The 16,211-nt window shown below is 72.7% G+C and carries 14 protein-coding genes and 1 pseudogene; 11 read left to right on the top strand and 4 right to left on the bottom strand.

All coding sequences use genetic code 11. From position 1 onward, the window contains the following. Window positions 1-207 precede the first annotated feature (207 nt). Window positions 208-642 carry an Lrp/AsnC family transcriptional regulator gene (locus tag ACZ52J_RS31875; RefSeq protein ID WP_360492841.1) on the top strand — a complete coding sequence of 145 codons (435 nt, stop codon included), beginning with the start codon at window positions 208-210 and terminating at the stop codon, window positions 640-642. 113 nt (window positions 643-755) lie between these two features. Continuing rightward, window positions 756-1,295, top strand: coding sequence for an NADPH-dependent FMN reductase (locus ACZ52J_RS31870; RefSeq protein ID WP_465623687.1), 540 nt, complete (start codon window positions 756-758; stop codon window positions 1,293-1,295). A gap of 30 nt (window positions 1,296-1,325) precedes the next feature. On the opposite strand, the gene ACZ52J_RS31865 is transcribed toward ACZ52J_RS31870, so the two are convergent. Next, window positions 1,326-1,958 (bottom strand): MarC family protein, encoded by a 633-nt coding sequence (locus ACZ52J_RS31865; protein ID WP_360492835.1) that lies wholly within the window; start codon window positions 1,956-1,958, stop codon window positions 1,326-1,328. A gap of 258 nt (window positions 1,959-2,216) precedes the next feature. Here ACZ52J_RS31865 and ACZ52J_RS31860 point away from each other — a divergent pair, with 258 nt between their 5' ends. The 3 genes from ACZ52J_RS31860 (at window position 2,217) to ACZ52J_RS31850 (ending at window position 5,758) form a co-directional block, all read left to right on the top strand. Beyond that, window positions 2,217-2,777, top strand: coding sequence for a DoxX family protein (locus ACZ52J_RS31860; protein ID WP_465623686.1), 561 nt, complete (start codon window positions 2,217-2,219; stop codon window positions 2,775-2,777). A 194-nt stretch (window positions 2,778-2,971) separates the two neighbouring features. Beyond that, window positions 2,972-3,628: a hypothetical protein gene (locus ACZ52J_RS31855; RefSeq protein WP_465623685.1), complete on the top strand. Its 657-nt coding sequence runs from the start codon at window positions 2,972-2,974 to the stop codon at window positions 3,626-3,628. A gap of 330 nt (window positions 3,629-3,958) precedes the next feature. Further along, a complete protein-coding gene (locus tag ACZ52J_RS31850; RefSeq protein ID WP_465623684.1) occupies window positions 3,959-5,758 on the top strand; it encodes a glycosyl hydrolase family 18 protein in 1,800 nt (599 codons plus the stop codon). A gap of 317 nt (window positions 5,759-6,075) precedes the next feature. Here ACZ52J_RS31850 and ACZ52J_RS31845 read toward each other — a convergent pair whose 3' ends face one another. Continuing rightward, entirely contained in the window at window positions 6,076-6,657 is a 582-nt protein-coding gene (locus ACZ52J_RS31845) for a MarR family winged helix-turn-helix transcriptional regulator (RefSeq protein WP_360492825.1), read from the bottom strand. A 156-nt stretch (window positions 6,658-6,813) separates the two neighbouring features. Between ACZ52J_RS31845 and ACZ52J_RS31840 the strand changes: the two genes are divergently transcribed. From ACZ52J_RS31840 to ACZ52J_RS31825, 4 genes are all read left to right on the top strand, one after another. Next, complete coding sequence (locus tag ACZ52J_RS31840; RefSeq protein ID WP_360492822.1) at window positions 6,814-8,106, top strand: MFS transporter; 1,293 nt, start codon at window positions 6,814-6,816, stop codon at window positions 8,104-8,106. Window positions 8,107-8,276: 170 nt separating this feature from the next. Beyond that, the gene (locus ACZ52J_RS31835) at window positions 8,277-9,890 is read left to right on the top strand and encodes a dolichyl-phosphate-mannose--protein mannosyltransferase (protein WP_465623682.1); all 1,614 of its coding nucleotides are present in this window, start codon (window positions 8,277-8,279) and stop codon (window positions 9,888-9,890) included. Beyond that, window positions 9,890-10,702 (top strand): ABC transporter permease, encoded by an 813-nt coding sequence (locus ACZ52J_RS31830; RefSeq protein WP_465623680.1) that lies wholly within the window; start codon window positions 9,890-9,892, stop codon window positions 10,700-10,702. Before ACZ52J_RS31835 ends, ACZ52J_RS31830 begins: the two co-directional genes overlap by 1 nt. Window positions 10,703-10,982: 280 nt before the next feature. Then, window positions 10,983-11,567 carry a TMEM165/GDT1 family protein gene (locus ACZ52J_RS31825; protein ID WP_465623678.1) on the top strand — a complete coding sequence of 195 codons (585 nt, stop codon included), beginning with the start codon at window positions 10,983-10,985 and terminating at the stop codon, window positions 11,565-11,567. Window positions 11,568-11,677: 110 nt separating this feature from the next. Here the strand turns inward: ACZ52J_RS31825 and ACZ52J_RS31820 are convergent, their stop codons facing one another. Next, window positions 11,678-12,907, bottom strand: coding sequence for a peptidoglycan-binding domain-containing protein (locus ACZ52J_RS31820; RefSeq protein WP_465623677.1), 1,230 nt, complete (start codon window positions 12,905-12,907; stop codon window positions 11,678-11,680). 335 nt (window positions 12,908-13,242) lie between these two features. On the opposite strand from ACZ52J_RS31820, the gene ACZ52J_RS31815 reads away from it, so the two are divergent. Beyond that, window positions 13,243-15,315, top strand: coding sequence for an MDR family MFS transporter (locus ACZ52J_RS31815; protein ID WP_465623675.1), 2,073 nt, complete (start codon window positions 13,243-13,245; stop codon window positions 15,313-15,315). A 234-nt stretch (window positions 15,316-15,549) separates the two neighbouring features. After that, window positions 15,550-16,026 (top strand): CYTH domain-containing protein, encoded by a 477-nt coding sequence (locus ACZ52J_RS31810; protein ID WP_360492805.1) that lies wholly within the window; start codon window positions 15,550-15,552, stop codon window positions 16,024-16,026. Window positions 16,027-16,047: 21 nt separating this feature from the next. On the opposite strand, the pseudogene ACZ52J_RS31805 reads toward ACZ52J_RS31810, so the two are convergent. Further along, a pseudogene (locus ACZ52J_RS31805) lies at window positions 16,048-16,173 on the bottom strand (helix-turn-helix transcriptional regulator); the annotation flags it as partial. Window positions 16,174-16,211: the final 38 nt, after the last annotated feature.

The following is a 16,211-nucleotide window of genomic DNA, read 5'->3' as shown; positions in this document are numbered from 1 at the left end:
GGCCACGTCGCCCGCTCCCGTGAACCAGACGGACTGCCTGGTTCCACCGGGATGCCCATTGTGCGGCGGTGGTGGCTCCCGCTTGAATGGTCGACGGACACCGCAACCGCCGTTGCAGCTGTCATTCGCGAGGCGTTCAGCCGATTCGCTTTACGAATGAAATTCCCTTGATCCCGACCACTGATCCCGACCACCCGGGGAGCCGCCATGGACGCCGTCGACCGCCGCCTGCTGGCCGAGCTGCAGGCCGATGCCCGGCTCTCGTACAACGAACTCTCCCGCCGGGTGAGCCTGTCCGCACCCGCGGTGGCCGAACGGGTCCGCCGCCTGGAGTCCGAGGGGGTGATCAGCGGCTACCACGCCCATGTGGACCCGACCCGGGCCGGGCTGCCGATCACCGCCCTGGTGCAGATCCAGTGCTACGGCCCGCGCTGCGTACTGCGCGACCCCGACGTGCCGACCTGGCCGGAGGTGCTCCAACTGCACCGGGTCACCGGCGGGGCCTGCTGCGTGCTGCTGGTCGCGGTGCCGACGATGGCCGAGTTCGAGGCGCTCTGCGACCGGCTCGGCGGCTACGGCCAGCCGTCCAGCTCGATGATCCTCTCCAGCCCGGTGCCGTGGCGGCCGCTGGCGCCGCGCTGACCGGGAGCGCGGGCCCGGAGCACGGGCCGCAAGCGCCGGCTGGGAGCGCGGGCCGGGAGCGCAGGCCGAGGCCGTTGGCCTTGACGTGGACGTCAAGGAGTAGGTTCCCCCGCATGTCGAACGAGCGCCACATCCTGCTGCTGCCGGGGAGCCTGCGGGCCGGGTCCACCAACGAGACCGTGCTGCGCACCGCGGCTGCCGTGGCCGCCGCCGCCCCGGGCCTGCGGACCACGTACTACGCCGGGCTGGCCGGGCTGCCGCACTTCAACCCGGACCACGACACCGACCCGCTGCCGGAGCCGGTGGTCGCGCTGCGGGCCGCGATCGAGGCGGCCGACGCGCTGCTGGTCTGCACGCCCGAGTACGCGGGGACGCTCCCGGGCTCCTTCAAGAACCTCCTGGACTGGACGGTCGGCGGGGTCGAGATCTCGGACAAGCCCACCGCCTGGATCAACGCCGCCGGACCGGGCCGCGGCAGCGGCGCCGAGGCCACCCTGCGCACCGTCCTCGGCTACACCGGCGCGGCCGTGGTGGACGAGGCCTGCGTCCGGATCCCGCTGGAGCGCGGGGCGGTCGGCCCGGACGGGCTGATCGCCGACCCGCTGGTGCGCGAGCGGATCGGCGAGGTGCTGGCGAGGCTGGCCGCGGCCTGACCCGCTGCCCGGCCCTGTGTGGGTCCGGGCTCAACGCGCCTCGGGCAGATGCACCCCGAGCCCGGACAGGCCCTCCAGGAAGAGCTCCACGCCGACCGCCGCCAGCAGCAGCCCGAGCAGCCGGGAGAGCACCTCCAGCGAGGTCCGGTGGGAGCGCTGCAGCAGCGGCGCGAGCAGGGCCACGCAGACGTAGTTGATCATGGTGACGGCCACGTACGCCCCGGCGACGGCGGTCTTCCAGCCCCAGTCGTCGTGGTTGAGCGAGGCGACCAGGACGGCGGTCACCGCGAGCGGGCTGGCGATGTACGGCAGGAGCAGCTCGCGGATGCCGTCCACCAGCGGGTTCGGCAGGTGATCGCCTTCCTCGCCGTCGCCGCCGAGGTGGACGCCGAAGACCAGCGCGACCGCGTAGATGAAGAAGATCAGCCCGCCCGCGAGCTGCAGCGACTGGTCGCTGATGTGGAACAGGGTGCTGACCTCGTCCGCCGTGAATCCGAGCACCAGGCCGATCACCGCCGAGATGACCGTGCTCCACGCCGCCAGCCGCCGCAGCTCCCGGGTGCTGCGGGTGGTGGCCAGCCGGGCGAAGGACAGCAGGGTCTTCGGCGGGCCGACCACGGCGAAGAAGGTGATGAACGCGCTGCTCAGGTTGAAGACGAACATGCGCCCAGCATGACCGTGGCGTCCGGGGCGGCCGGTCCGCCACGCCCCGCGACCGGGCGTGGCGTGGGTCTCCCCGGCCGGCGGTCCATTCCCTGTCCGCGGTTCATTCCCGGTCGGCGGTGAATTCGCCCGGATGGCGGCCCCAGCTCGAACGCGTGGGCGCTCTCGGTTGCTATGGAGGCAGGACCGCCATGCCGGCGGGTCCCGCCGGGACGACCACCGGCCGGGACCACTCCGCCGCGGAATCGAGGATGCGACATGTGCCTGAACCGTAAGGACCTGGGCCTGCTGGCCCTGCGCAGCGCGGTCGGCGGGGTGCTGATCGCGCACGGCACCCAGAAGCTGTTCGGCTGGTTCGGGGGTGGCGGCCTGGAGGGCACCACCCAGGCGATGGACCACATGGGCTTCCATCCGGCTCGGGAGAGCGCGATCGCGGCCGGCCTCGGCGAGGCGGGCGGCGGGGCGCTGCTGGTGGCCGGACTGGCCACGCCGGCGGCCGGCGCGGTGGTGGCCGGGACGATGGCGGGCGCGGTGGCGGTGCACGCCCCGGCCGGCTTCTTCGCCATGTCCGGCGGCTACGAGTACCCGGCCTTCCTCGGCGCGACCGGGCTGGCGATCGGCCTGTCCGGCGCCGGGCGGTACTCGCTGGACCACCTGACCGGGCACGTCTTCGACCGGCCCGGGGTCGGCGTGCTGTCCTTCGTGGCGAGCGCGGCCGGCGCGTACGGCGTGGTGGCGCGGCGCCGGCACGTGGTGCGGCTGCGCGAGGAGCGGGCCGCGGTGGAGGCGGACGAGCAGGAGGGCTCCGGGCTGTCCTGACGGGCCGCGCGGCCCGTCCGGTGCTCCACGCGCGGTCACCCGGAGGCAGCAGCCCTGCTGGCGGCTGCCTCCGGGCCCTCGGATGGTGGGCGGGGAGGCGTGCCGGGCAGCCCGGCGCCGACCGGAACCGGACGGTGACCGGAACCGACCGGAACCGGCAGACCGGAACCGGCCCACCGGAAACGAGGGACCGCATGGACCGCATCGATCGCATCGACCACCTGGACCACCTGGGCCGCCGGCCGCTCACCCGGGCCGCCTCCCCGAGCCCGAGGGTCACCGTGCAGGACCTGGATGCTCCCCCGCTGCGCCGTCAACGGCTGGCGGTGGCCGGGATGTTGGCCGCCGCCGTGCTCGGTGCGGCGGCGTTGGCGGGCTGCTCCTCGAGCAAGAGCGCGAGCAGTGTGGCCTCCGAGGCGGCGTCCGCGGTGGAGAAGGGCGCGAGCGCCGCCGCCTCCGCCGCCTCGGCGCTGGCCTCGGCGGCCGGCGGGGCCGGCGCGGTGATCGCCTCGGCGGAGGCGCAGGCCTCGGCGGCGGTGTCGGCCGCCTCCTCGGCGGTGGCCGGGATCAAGGGCGGGCTGGACGCCAAGGCGGACGTGACCGCCGGGGAGGTGACCACCGGCTCGGACGGCAAGGCGCAGGTGCAGCTGACCGTCACCAACCACGGCCAGCAGTCGTACCGGTACGTGATCCAGCTGAACTTCACCGACGGGTCCGGCAAGGTGCTCGACGCGACCGCGGTGACCGTCCAGGAGGTGGCCGCCGGGCAGAGCGCCCAGGCCACCGGGCGCAGCAACCGGGACCTCTCCGGCACGGTCAAGGCCGAGGTGGCCAACGCCGTCCGGTACTGACGCCCGGTAGTGACGCCTGGTAATGGCGCCTGGCGCTGACGCTCGGCTCGGCGCGCGGGCGGTGGAACCTTAAGCGGGACTCAAGGCCCAACGGGACCCCTTGACGGGCGAGTTGGTCTAGTCCATTTTTATTGCCCAGGTGCAGGGAGCCCCTGAACCGGCGCCGACGGCCTTGTGTCGTCGGCGCCGGTTCGGCGCATCCCGGCGTCCGTCATGGCCTGATCCCGCACGATTCCCCACCCATTCCTGTCATGTCCCGGTCGTCCGGCCCCACCCCGGACGCGCGCCCCCGGCGCGGCGGGAACCCCCACAACCAGGAGTCACGCACCCATGCTGCGCTCACACATCGAAAGGGCCGGGACCCCGGCTCCGCAGGGCGGTCGCCGACGCCGCCCGAAGAGCCTGGCCGCCATCGCGGCCGGCACCACCGCCTCCCTCCTGCTCGGCGCGGGCCTCGCGCTGTCCGGCGGCGGCGCGGCCAACGCCGCGACCACCAACAGCAGCGGCGCGCCCGCCACCAGCGGCGGCATCAAGGTCGCCTACTTCGACCAGTGGTCGATCTACGCGAACGGCTACTACCCCAAGACGATCCAGGACACCGGCGTGGCCGGGAAGCTGGACTACCTGATCTACGACTTCGCCAACATCCACCCGAGCGACCTCGGGTGTTTCGAGGCCACCAAGGCCGCCGACACGAACGACAACAACCCCAACGCGGGCGACGGTGCGGGCGACGCGTTCGCCGACTACCAGAAGAGCTTCGGCGCGGACATCTCGGTCGACGGCGTCGGTGACGTCTGGAACCAGCCGATCGCCGGCAACTTCAACCAGCTGAAGAAGCTGAAGGCGAAGAACCCCAACCTCAAGATCCTGATCTCGCTGGGCGGTTGGACCTACTCCAAGTACTTCTCGTCGGCGGCCGCCACGGACGCCTCGCGCAAGCACCTGGTGTCGTCCTGCCTCGACATGTTCGTCAAGGGCAACCTCCCGACCGACGCCGGCTACGGCGGCGCGGGCTCGGCGGCCGGCATCTTCGACGGCGTCGACATCGACTGGGAGTACCCGGGCGGCGGCGGTCACGCCGGCAACATCTCCAGCCCGGCCGACAAGCAGAACTTCACGGCGCTGCTGAAGGAGTTCCGCACCCAGCTGGACGCGCAGGGCAAGGCCGACGGCAAGACCTACGCCCTGTCGGCGGCGGTCGGCGCCGGCCAGGACAAGATCATGAACGTCGAGACCGACAAGATCGGTCAGTACCTGACCTTCCTCGACGTCATGACCTACGACATGCACGGCGGTTGGGACCCGCAGGGTCCGACCAACCACCAGGCGCCGCTCTACTCCGGCCCGAACGACCCGTCGACCCCGGCCAAGCCGGGCAACGGCAAGTACTCGATCGACAACGCCATCAAGGCGTGGACGGTCGGCGACGCGCAGTACGGCATCCCCGGCGGCTTCCCGGCCAACAAGATCAACATGGGTGTGCCGTTCTACTACCGGGGCTGGACCGGCGTCCAGAACAACGGCAAGAACGGCCTCTTCCAGCCCGCCACCAGCCCGGCGGCCGGTGCGGCGATGTCCGGCAACGTCCCCGGCATCCAGATGTTCAAGGAGCTCGCGGGCTTCGTCGACAACCCGTCCAAGACCTTCTGGGACGACGACGCCAAGGCCACGTACTTCTACGACGGCACCACCTTCTGGAGCGGTGAGGACGCCCGGTCGATCCAGGCCAAGATCGACTACGCGCACTGCAACGGCCTCGGCGGCTCCTTCGCCTTCTCGCTGTACGACCTGGGCACCAAGACCGCCCTGTTCGACAAGATGGTGAGCGCCACCAACGGCTCCGCCGCCGGCTGCCCGGCCCCGCCGACCGGCACGCCGACCCCGACCCAGACGCCGACCCCGACCGGCACCCCCACCGGCACGCCGACGGGCACCCCCACCGGCACCCCGACCCCGCCGGCCACCTGCGCGGCCGCCCCGAGCTGGGACCCGAACGCCACCTACGCGGCCGGCGGCACCAAGGTCTCGTGGAAGGGCCACTACTACACCAACAAGTGGTGGACCAAGGGCGAGGACCCGAGCCTGAGCGGCCAGTGGGGCGTCTGGGCCGACAACGGCCCCTGCTGACACACGCACGCACGCACCACCGAGCGGGCGAGGGGCCTGACGGACCCTCGCGGCGAACGCGGGCGGCCCCGGACGAGCATGAACTCGTCCGGGGCCGCCCGTCGTGTCCGGCCGCTCAGATCTTGGCGTAGGTGACCGTGATCGTGGTCGACGAGCCGGTGATCAGCAGGTTGTTCTCGCCCTTCTCGGCGAGGCCCGAACCGTCGCCCGTGGAGGTCACCTCGAAGCCGGCCGCCTCGAGCGCCGAATGCCAACGAAAATCCGCCGGCCCGGCCCTCTCGTCCGGCGGCCCTCTCGCCCGCCGGCCCCCTTGCCCGCTAGCCCAGGTCGGCGGTGCGGCCGAGGGCGTCCGGCTGGCTCTCCTCGATCCGGCGCAGCATCCGGGCCAGCAGGCCGGAGAGCGCGGTGCGCTCCTCGCCCACGACGTCCTGGAGCAGCTCCTCCTCGAACACCGCCGCCATCCGCATCGACTCCAGCCACTTGTCGCGGCCGGTCTCGGTCAGCTCGATGATCACCCGCACCCGGTTGGACTCGTCCCGCTCCCGGGTGACCAGGCCGTCGGCGACCATCCGGTCGATCCGGTGCGTCATCGCCGCCGGGGTGAGCCCGAGCCGCTTGGCCAGCTCGCCCGGTCCCAGCCGGTACGGGCTGCCGGAGACCACCAGGGCCTTGAGCACCTCCCACTCGGCGGAGGTGATTCCGAGCACAGTCAGCTGCCGGTCGTACGCCACGCCCATCCGCCGGGAGACCCGGTTGAGGGTCTGCACGATGGTCTCCACCTGGGGGTCCACGGTGGGGAATTCCCGCTGGTAGAGGGCGACCTGCTCGGCGATGCCGAACTCCAGGGGGGTGGCCGGGGCGGGCTTGTCGGCAGCCGGCGCCGGCTTGTCCGTAGTCATGCGGACCAGTGTCGCACGAGCGTGCACTCCTTAAGCCTTTGACTCCGCAGCCTTCTGGTGCTAAGACTTTATCTCGTCAAACTTTAGCTCTGAAATCTTCTGGACTTAAGAGTATCCAGTTGAAGCCAGGAAGGGATGTGCACGGTGGTCGGCACGGTGAAGCAGCAGAGGCAGCAGCGAGGCGGGGCGGGCGGCCCGCTGCGCCGCGTCCAGATCGGCAACGCGCTCAGTGCGTTCGGCAGCGGATTCACGATGCCCTACATGTTCGTGTACGTGGACCAGGTGCGCGGGCTGGGCTCGCTGGCGGCCGGGATGGTGTTCACCGTCTTCGCGCTGGCGGCCCTCGCCGTCCTGCCGTTCACCGGGCGCGGCATCGACAGGTACGGCCCCCGTCCGGTGCTGCTGGCCGGTACGGCCCTCGCCGCCACCGGCGCGTTCGCCTTCGGCCACGCCACCGGCACCCCGGCCCTGCTGGTCTCCTCCTTCCTGTTCGGCGCGGGTGTCACCACCTGCCAGCCGGCGCTCGCCACGATGATCGTCCGCTGCTCGACGCCGGCGACGCGCTCGCATGCCTTCGCGCTGCAGTTCACCCTGGTCAACCTGGGCATGGGCATCGGCGCGCTGGTCGGCGGGCAGATCGTGAACGTGGCCGACCCGGCCAGCCTCACCCGGCTGTTCACCATCGAGGCGGTGACGTTCCTCGGCCTGGCCCTGGTCACCGGCACCGCCCGGATGCCGCGGATCCAGCTGACCGCCGTCCACGGGAAGAACGACGGCCCGACCGGCCTGCGCGCGCTGGTCGCCGACAAGGCGATGCTGCGGCTCTGCGTGCTCGCCGGGCTGATCTTCTTCACCTGCTACGGCCAGTTCGAGTCCGGCGTCGCGGCCTTCGCCACCGACACCGTCGGTACCGCGCCCTCCACGCTGGGCTTCGCGATCGGCGCCAACGCGCTGACCATCGTGGTGCTGCAGATGTTCATGGTGCGGATCACCGCGCGCCGCCGCCGCACCACCGCGATGGCCGCGGCCGGCCTGGTCTGGCTCGGTGCCTGGGCGATGGCCCTGGTGGCCGGTCTGATCCGGACCGAGACCATGGCCGCCACGGTCGCCATCGTCTCGATCTACGCCCTCTTCGGCGTCGGCGAGTCGCTGCTCGCGCCCACCATGGGCCCGATCGTGGCCGACCTCGCCCCGGCCCGGCTGCTGGGCACCTACAACGCCGGGTACTCCCTGGTGAAGCAGATCGCGATCGCGGTCGGCCCGGCCGTCGGCGTGCTGCTGGTCGGCTCCGGCACCTGGCCGCTCTACCTGGCGGCGATGGCGGGTTCGACGCTGCTGATCGTGGCCCTGGCGCTGCGGCTGCGCCCGTACCTCACGCCGGAGCAGGACAACGCCGCCCCGGCCGTGGTCCGCACCGTCCCGGTCCGGGAGCTGCAGACCGCCGCGTAGCGGAAGGGCGCGCACGAGCGTTCGAAACGGGCGCCGACCAGGTCACCTGGTCGGCGCCCGTCGCGCTTGGCTTCGCGACCACCGCCACATAGTGTCAGTGGCTGTTGACCGCCCGGATCCGGCCACTGCGCCGGGGTCCGGGCAGAGCAGACAGGCGAATCGGCGAGGCTATGACGCAAGCGGCGCTCACGCACCCCCCGGCGGCCCCGGCCCCAGCCGCCCCAGCACCGGCCCCGCGCGGGGGCCTGGTCCGCTGGGCGGCCGACCGCTCCGGCTGGCTCGGGCCGATCGCTGTCGCGCTCTTCGCCGGCCTGCTGCGGTTCTGGCACCTCGGCTACCCCAACTCCTTCGTCTTCGACGAGACGTACTACCCCAAGGACGCCTGGTCGCTGCTCCGACAGGGCTACGAGGGCACCTGGCCCGACCACGCCAACGCCGACATCCTGGCCGTCCCGCAGTCCATCCCGCTCGGCTCCGCGCCCGAGTTCATCGCACACCCTCCGCTCGGCAAATGGGTGATGGCGATCGGCGAGCAGCTGTTCGGTCTGCACCCCTTCGGCTGGCGGTTCATGACCGCCCTGCTCGGCACCGTCACCGTGCTGATGCTCGCCCGGATCGGCCGCCGCCTCTTCGGCTCCACGCTGGTCGGCTGCACCGCCGCGCTGCTGATGTCGGTGGACGGCCTGCAACTGGTGATGAGCCGGGTCGGCCTGCTCGACGGCATCCAGATGTTCTTCGTGCTCGCCTCCTTCGGCAGCCTGCTGATCGACCGCGACCACGCCCGCGCCCGGCTGGCGGCGGCCTCCGACGGCGACCTGGTGCGGCTCGGGTGGCGCCCCTGGCGGATCGCCGCCGGGGTGTTCGTCGGCGCCGCCTGCGCGGTCAAGTGGAACGGCGCCCCGATCCTCGCCGCCTTCGGCGTCCTGACCGTCCTGTGGGACCAGTCCGGCCGCCGCGGGGCGGGAGCCCGCCACCCCTGGCGCTCCATGCTCCGCCGGGACTCCGGACCCGCCGTCCTCGCCATGGTCGGCTCCGCCCTGGTGGTCTACGTCGGCGCCTGGGGCGGCTGGCTGGCGAGCGGAGGCAACGGCGAGGGCGGGTACGACCGGCACTGGGCCGACGGCCGCGCCGGGCTCTCCCCGGACAGCTTCCTCGGCATCCCGCTGCCGCAGGTGTCGATGAGCTGGGTGCCCGCGCCCCTGCGCAGCCTGTGGCACTACCACTCGCAGATGTACGACTTCAACACCGGCCTGAGCACCCCGCACACCTACCAGTCCAACCCCTTCGCCTGGCTGGTCGACGGCCGTCCGGTCTCCATGTACTGGGAGCAGGTCCCGAACGGCACCCGCGGCTGCACCTCCTCCGGCGGCTGCGCGGCGCAGATCCTGGGCCTGGGCACGCCGTTCCTGTGGTGGGCGGCCTGCCTCGCGCTGGTCTACCTGCTGTGGCGCTGGTTCTTCCGGCGGGACTGGCGCTCGGGCGCGGTGCTGTGCGCGGTCGCCGGGATCTACCTGCCCTGGTTCCGGTACCAGGAGCGGACGATCTTCTCCTTCTACATGGTCGTGCTGGTGCCGTTCCTGTGCCTGGCCGTCGCCCAGATGCTCGGCGCGATCCTCGGCCCGGCCGGCTGCAGCCGCGAGCGCCGCCGGATCGGCGCGATCGGGGCCGGGGCGGTCGTGCTGGCGATCGTCGGCTGCTTCGCCTTCTTCTACCCGCTGTACACGGCGGAGGTGATCCCGATGTCGTCCTGGCAGGACCGGATGTGGTTCACCAGCTGGATCTGATGCCCCTTGCGGCGTCCGGCGGCGAGCCGGATGGTTCGGGCCTCGCGGCGTCCGGCGGCCAGCTGCTGCCGGTCACCCCGGTGCTCGGGGTGGTCACCGCCGTCCTGCTGCTGGCCGCCGTCGCGGTGGCCGGGCGGGGGCTGCTCGGCCACGGGCACGCGGTGCTGCGGGCCGGGCTGCGGGCGGTGGTGCAGCTGGCGGCCGTCGCCGTGGTGATCACCTGGGTGGTCGGCTCGCTCTGGTGGTCGGCGCTGTTCGTGCTGCTGATGTTCACGGTCGCGGTGCGCACCGCCGGGCGACGGATGACCCCCGGGCCGGACTGGGTCTGGGCGGCCGCCCCGATCGGGGCCGGGGTGCTGCCGGTGCTCGCCCTGCTGCTGGGCGTCGGGCTGCTGCCGGCCAAGGGCCTGTCCGTCATCCCGGTCGCGGGCATCCTGATCGGCGGCGCGCTCACCGCGACCTCGCTGGCCGGGCGGCGCGCCCTGGACGAGCTGCGGCAGCGGCGCGGCGAGGTGGAGGCGGCACTGGCGCTCGGCTTCGAGGAGCGCGAGGCGCGGCTGGAGATCTGTCGTACGGCCGCGGCGACCTCGCTCGTCCCGGCGCTGGACCAGACCCGCACGGTCGGCCTGGTCACCCTGCCCGGGGCCTTCGTCGGGATGCTGCTCGGCGGGGCCTCGCCCGCCCAGGCGGGGACGGTGCAGCTGTTCGTCCTGGTCGGGTTGCTGGCGGTGGAGTCGGTGGCGATCGTGGTGGTGCTGGAACTGGTCGGCCGAGGCCTGGTGGCGGTCGGGCCGGTCGACGCCGTCCGGTAGGCTTGGGCGCGTTGAAGGGGAGTAGCCCTCCACCGGACCGTCGACATACTGGCCCCCAGGGGCCCGGCGCCCGGGGCACCGCTCGCAGAGCGTTGCCGGCGAGACCTTCGGCCGCAGTGCTGTGACCATGACCAGTGCTGTCGGGCCGAGGCGTCCCCTGACGGAGCTGCGGAGGCCGGGCAGCCCGACCGAGGAACTCCCTGATGAGTGAGCGAAGCGAACGAGCCATCAAAAGGCGCGTCTGGGCGAATGCCCCTGCCGAGCGCAGCGAGGCGGGCGCATGAGTCTGACCGTTGCCGCGTTGACCTTCGGCATCATCTTCCTGGCCGAACTGCCGGACAAGACCGCGCTGGCCAGTCTGGTGCTCGGCACCAAGTACCGCGCGAGCTACGTCTTCGCGGGCATCGCCGCCGCCTTCGCCCTCCAGGTGGGCATCGCGCTCGTCGCAGGGCACCTGCTGTCGCTGCTGCCGCACCGCTGGGTGGAGGGCGTCACCGGCGCGCTGTTCCTGGCCGGCGCGGCGATGCTGCTGTTCCACGGCGGCGGGGACGAGGACGAGCACGCGGCCAAGGAGCCGTCCTCGGACAGCTTCTGGCGGGTGGCCGGGGCCAGTTTTGTGGTCGTCGCGATCGCCGAGTTCGGCGACCTGACCCAGATCATGACCGCCAACCTGGCCGCCAAGTACGCCGATCCGCTGGCCGTGGGCGTCGGCTCCTGGCTGGCGCTGTGCGCGGTCGGCGGGGTAGCGATCGTGGGCGGGCAGAAGCTGCTCAAGTACGTGCCGATGAAGCTGATCATCCGCGTGGCGGCGGCGATCATGGTGGTGCTGGCGGGCGTCAGCATCTTTGGGGCGATCACCGGCTGACCGGGGCACCCCCGGCGTGACCGACGGGCGGCGTCTGCTGATCGGCAGGCGCCGCCCGTTCGCGTGCCCGGGGCGCGGCAGTCGGGGAGCAGTAGCCAGGTGGCTGGGGGTCAGCAGCCCGGGTCGGCAGTGAGGACGGCCTGGGTCTTCGGGCCGTAGACGTCGTTCTCGCCCTTGATGCGGTTCTCGCGCTGGTAGTCGTTGAGCACCGTTCGGGTCCAGGAGTCGAAGGTGCCGGTGATGATCGACTTGTCGACGTATCCGCACTCGGCGGCGTAGAGGCGCCGCTGCATGTCCATGACGTCGGACCCGCTCATCCCCATCTTCAGCACACGCGCCGTGGGCGTGGGGGTGGGGGTGGGCGTCGGTGTCGGGGTGGGCGTCGGCGTGGGGGTCGGGGTGGGCGTCGGTGTCGGGGTGGGGGTCGGCGTCGGGGTGGCCGTCTTCGTCGGCGTCGGCTTGCGGGTGGGCGTCGCCGACGGGCTCGGCGTCTCGCTGGTCGGCGCCGGCGTGGTCGGCACCGCAGCCGGAGTCGGCTCCACCGGCGCGGGCGCCAGGGTGGTGGTCGGCAGCGGCTGCGCCTGCTTGGCGCCCGGCTCGGCGGAGGGCGTCACCGCGTACGCGACGCCGATGGTGAGCGCCACCAGCGCGGCGCCGATCCCGACGAGCAGCCCCTTGCGCTCGGCCAGCGGGTTCCTGGCGGCCTGCTCGGCCGCCCGGCGTGCGGCCCGGCCGCTGCCGACGGCCTCCGGCTCAGGCCCGGGCTCGGGGGAGGCCGAGGCGTTGTCGAAGGGGAAGAGGCCGATCTCGTTGCCGTGGCCGCCGTGGCCGCCGTGGCCGCCGCTGTTGCCGCCGCCGTTGCCAGTGCCGCTCCCGTACCCGTACCCGGTCCCGGCGGGGGGCCGCGGCGGCCCCGGCGCGTACGCCCCCGGCCCGGAGGGCGGCACCGGCGGCATCACGGTGGTGGCGGAGGCGTCGGCGTCCGGTCCGAGCGGGGGCCGGCCCGGGAGGACGGGCGGCAGCACGGTGGTGGCGTAGGCGTCCGCGTCCGGTCCGAGCGGGGGAGTGACCGGCCCGCCCGGAGCGAACGACTGCCCCGCAGCGAACGGCTGCCCCGGGGCGACCGGCGGCAGCACGGTGGTCGCGAACGGGTCGACGACCGGGGCGTGCGCCGACGACTCCTCGGCCACCTGGTCGGCGGTCTGCGGGACGTACGGGCGGACCAGCGGCGGGCCCTCGAGGTGGGGGAGGACGGCGGTCTCGGTGAGGCTCGGGTCCGGGACGCAGCCGCACCCGGTTGAGCGTGCGGTGCCGCACGTCGGGCAGTGCTGGTCCGGCATCGGCCGGTCCTCCTCGGTTTCGGGGCGTTCTCGGAGCGGTTTCGGCGGCTCCGGGGCGGGGCCCGGGCGCACGATCGCGCCTGATTATGCAGGACGGCCCGGAGGGTGGACAGGGGCGTCCGGCCTCCGGCGGGGGTGTTGTGCCGGTTGGTGCCGGTTGGCTCCTCCGAGAACGCCCCGAAGGCCGCGGAAGTCCCCGGTGCTTACGTTCGGCTCAACCCGGCGGAACAAACCGGGACGAATCTGCCAGCATGGTGAGCTGGGAGTGATCATCCGCACGGGCCCGGCAGCCGGGGCCCGCGACCCTACGGAGACGCCTTGCCCACGGAGACGCCATGACGGATCCGCTCGCCGCGCCCGACCGGAGCCCGGCGAGCGAGCCCGGCCCGCCGGAGGCCGCCGTCCCCAACCTCTGGGTGCCGATCGGCGCCCTGCTGCTCGCGATGCTGCTCGCCGCCCTCGACCAGACCATCGTCTCCACCGCGCTGCCCACCATCGTCAGCGACCTCGGCGGCCTCGAACACCTCTCCTGGGTGGTCACCGCCTACATGCTGGCCGCCACCGCCGCGACCCCGCTCTGGGGCAAGCTCGGCGACATGTACGGCCGGAAGCGCTTCTTCCAGGCCTCCATCGTGATCTTCCTGCTCGGCTCGGTGCTGTGCGGGATCGCCCAGAACATGGGCGAGCTGATCGCCTTCCGTGCCCTGCAGGGCCTGGGCGGCGGCGGGCTGATGGTGCTCTCCCAGGCGATCGTCGGCGACCTCGTCCCGCCCCGGGACCGGGGCCGCTACCAGGGCCTGTTCGGCGCCGTGTTCGGCGTCACCAGCGTGCTCGGGCCACTGCTCGGCGGGCTGTTCGTCGACCACCTCAGCTGGCGCTGGGTCTTCTACATCAACCTGCCGGTCGGCGTCGTCGCCCTGGTCGTGATCGCCGCGGTGCTGCACGGGCGGGAGGTGCGGCGCGAGCACCGGATCGACTACCTCGGCACTGTCCTGATCGCCGCCGTCGCCACCTGCCTGGTGCTGATGACCTCGCTCGGCGGCACCACCTGGGACTGGAACTCCTGGCAGATCACCGGCCTCGGCGTGCTCGGGGTGGTGCTGCTGCTCGCGTTCGTCCTGGTCGAGCGGACGGCGGCGGAACCGGTCCTGCCGCTGCGGCTGTTCCGCTCGCGGACCTTCAGCCTGGTCGCCGTGATCTCCTTCGTCATCGGCTTCGCGATGTTCGGCGCGCTCACCTACCTGCCGACCTTCCTCCAGGTGGTCATGCGGGTCTCGCCCACCATGTCCGGCATCCACATGCTGCCGATGGTGCTGGGGATGCTCGTCACCTCGATCGGCTCCGGCCAGATCGTCGCCCGCACCGGCCGCTACCGGATCTTCCCGATCGCCGGGACCGCCGTGACGACCGTCGGGCTGCTGCTGCTCTCCCGGCTGGACGAGCACAGCAGCACCGCCGAGATGAGCGGCTACTTCCTGGTCTTCGGGCTCGGGCTGGGCCTGGTGATGCAGGTGCTGGTGCTGATCGTGCAGAACTCGGTCGGCTACGAGGACCTCGGCGTGGCCACCGCGGGCGCGACCTTCTTCCGTTCCATCGGGGCCTCTTTCGGTGTCTCCATCTTCGGGACGATCTTCGCCAGCGGGCTGCGGGACCGGCTCGCCGACGCCCTGGCGGGGGTGCCGCTGCCACCCGGGTTCCGGCCCGAGGCCATCACCGCCGACCCGAGGGTCATCCCCCGGCTGCCGGCCGCCGTCCAGGCGGACGTCTACCACGCGTACGCGGAGTCGATCACCCGCGTCTTCCTGTACGCGGTGCCCGTCGCGGCGGTCGCCTTCGTCCTGTCGCTCTTCCTGCGCGAGCAGAAGCTGCGCTCCACCGTCACCGCGCCGGACCTGAGCGAGTCCATCGGGCTCAACCCGGTGGAACGCACCTCCCTGGACGAAATCGCCCGCGCTCTGTCGGTACTGAGCACCCGCGAGGCCCGGCGCGACCTCTTCCGGCGGATCACCGCCACCGCCGGGCTGGACCTGCTGCCCGCCTCCAGCTGGCTGCTCCTGCAGATGTACCAGCACGGCTCGGTCGAGCCGGCGGAGCTGGCCGAACGGCGGATCGTCCCGGTCGCCGTCATCGAGGAGGCCGCCCGGGAAGTGGAGGGCCGGGGCCTGGCCGCGCGGGCCGGCGGGCTGCCGCTGCGGCTCACCGAGCCGGGGGAGCAAGCGGCACTGCGGCTGGTCGCCGCCCGGCGCGCCCAACTCGCCGACCTGCTGGGGGACTGGGACGAGCAGCAGTACGCCGACCTCGCCGAGCTGCTGACCAGGCTCAGCTCCACCCTGTGCGCCGACCTGCGGGACCGGCCCGACCCGGTCGGACCGGAGCCGCCGTACCGGGGCGAGGGGAGATCGTTCTGAGTGCGGTCGTGTGGCCGTGTGGCCGTGTGGCCGTGTGGCCGTGCGGTCGTGCGGTCGTGTGGCCGTGCGGTCGTGGGGTCATGCGGTCGTGCGGTGTGTGGCCGTGCGGCCTGTGGGTCCGTGGGGCCGTGGAGGTGGTCCGGTGGAGCGGCGAGGCGTGATCGGGTGACGTATCGTCGCCTACCGGTCCCGGTCGTGTCGGCTGCCGGGGGAATTCCGTCGAGAGGGTGCGGCATGCCACTCGAGATCGAGCGCAAGTTCCTGCTGGGCTCCTTCGAGCCGCCGGAGACCGCGGTGCGGCAGCACATCGAGCAGGGCTACATCGCGATCAAGGACGACGGGACGGAGGTGCGGCTGCGCCGGATCGGCGGCAGCTGCGTCCTCGGCGTCAAGCGCGGGAAGGCCGGCTCTCCGGTGCGGGTCGAGGTGGAACGCGAGCTCGGAGAGGAGGAGTTCACCGAGCTCTGGCCGGCCACCGCCGGTGCCCAGCTGGTCAAGGACCGGTACACCTTCGAGTCGGCCGGCGTCACGGTTCACGCCGACGTCTACCAGGGCGAGTTGGCCGGGCTGCGGACCGCCGAGGTGGAGTTCGGCTCGGAGGCCGAGGCGGAGGCCTTCAGCCCGCCGGACTGGTTCGGCGCCGAGATCACGGGCGTCAAGGCGTACAAGAACCAGACCCTCGCGACGCGCGGGCTGCCCTCGGAGGCCTGACCGCTCTATCCGGGAGGCCGGTCAGGCCTCCGAGGGCAGCCGGCCACGCTGGACCGCCCGCACGCCGAACTCGAACCGGCTGCGGGCGCCCAGCCGCTCCATCAGCTCCGTCGCCGACCGGCGGGCCGTGCGCACCTCGCCGCCCAGCCCGGCCAGCCAGCGGACGTACGCCACCGTGGGCCGGT

The sequence above is a fragment of the Kitasatospora sp. NPDC034035 genome (genome assembly GCF_055575755.1).
The sequence above is the reverse complement of the archived record's forward strand: the minus strand, read 5'-3'. Positions and strand labels throughout refer to the sequence as shown.